The organism is Oleiphilus sp. HI0061, assembly GCF_001635675.1.
The window spans coordinates 1-1,399 of the sequence record NZ_LWFE01001299.1 but is presented as its reverse complement, the minus strand read 5'-3'; the positions used below and the strand labels follow the sequence as shown (position 1 = coordinate 1,399).

Sequence of the window (1,399 nt, the reverse complement as noted above, 5' to 3'; positions counted from 1 at the left end):
CAATAGAGCTAAGTGAAACTGAACAGCGTATTAGCTGCATGAATACTTATACTGACATCAAAGTAACAAAGAAAAAATGCACATAACCAACAGCTCAAACGGACTCCGTAACAATCGCATCATTTTTGTTCCAAAAATGCCGCCATTGTTACTCCTCCGTTTAGCTGGGCGTTACATGTCTTAAGGAATATCGTGGCTAGGCAAAAGGAAGTATGCGAAAAATTTAAGGCCGACTTCATACCTTGCTCTGAAATAGAGAAGCTTGGCCTTGCTATTGAGACGCTAGGTAAACTTCCAATAAATGGTCTGCGTCATAAAGCAGAAAATGGAACATGTGGCTGGTATATTTGGTGCGGTGAAGAACTGGGCCAAGACCCTGATTTTTTTAAACCGCTACACGTGAGCCATATAAAAGAATATTTACCTGAAATAGAGCAGTATTTAGCATTGCCCCCAGGGTATAGATTTTTAATCGCTGATGATTATGAGGATGTATGGCATGACTCAACGCTCATCAACATGTAACAAGTGCATGTTGCATCAGCCACTGCGTGGCTTGGACGGTTTTTACGCTCGTGCCTCGCTACAAAACCGCCGCAAATGCAGGCGTTATGAGTAAATCATGAATATTGAGTGGTTGTCGAAAGTAGTATTTGATCACAAGTCAGAACCGCTTAGGGCTGAAGATTTTTCATTTGTTAAATCGTTTCTAGGTAAGCCATTAACAAATGAAGAAATAGCGGCTCTTGAAGACTTATGTGGTAATTCAGGTGATATCAAATACCTAGATTGGGAATTGCCAAATTACACGTTACCTGATGAGTTTATTGAACTATTAAAATATTCTAATGGTGGTAATTTTTGCAATGGTGATAGAGAAATTGGCCTTTTTGGGTTAGAAGATATTCGAGATTATTATCTCAGGTACTTGTTTCCGGAGTTTCAACCAGGAGCAGTGCCTTTTGGCTTTAATGGTGGCGGTACTTTTTACGCCTATGATCTCCGCGTACCTTCTAATACGCCCCCGATTATTGCTACATCATCAGGTTGCTTGGATTGGGATGAGTCGGTTGTAATTGGAGACTCATTAGAAGAAGTTTTCTCTAAAAATATAGATATTGACGATGAATTTACATACTCATAACAAACGGCTGCATCGGACAAATTTCCGCTGTCACCTTTTGTGCAAAAACACGCACAAAAGTCGCCATCAAAAATTTGCTCGGTGAGCCGGGCGTTAAATGTTTTTTGGCTCTTAAGGTTTAGGGCTCAATATTCTGCAGGGAATGCTCGTTTCTTATCGAGCATTCCTCCGTTTAAATTATTAAGGTAGGTGGCACGGTTTCCAACTGTTCCGCTCCGCTGTTTAAGCTTCTCAGGTACATTTTAATTTGTAGAG

At 40.5% G+C, this 1,399-nt stretch carries 2 protein-coding genes; both read left to right on the top strand.

Going from position 1 to position 1,399, the window contains the following annotated elements; all coding sequences use genetic code 11:
- Positions 1–192: 192 nt before the first annotated feature.
- The gene (locus A3735_RS20560) at positions 193–525 is read left to right on the top strand and encodes a hypothetical protein (protein WP_068638547.1); all 333 of its coding nucleotides are present in this window, start codon (positions 193–195) and stop codon (positions 523–525) included.
- A 97-nt stretch (positions 526–622) separates the two neighbouring features.
- Positions 623–1,144, top strand: a complete 522-nt coding sequence (locus A3735_RS20555; protein ID WP_068638544.1) for an SMI1/KNR4 family protein — start codon at positions 623–625, stop codon at positions 1,142–1,144.
- Positions 1,145–1,399 lie beyond the last annotated feature (255 nt).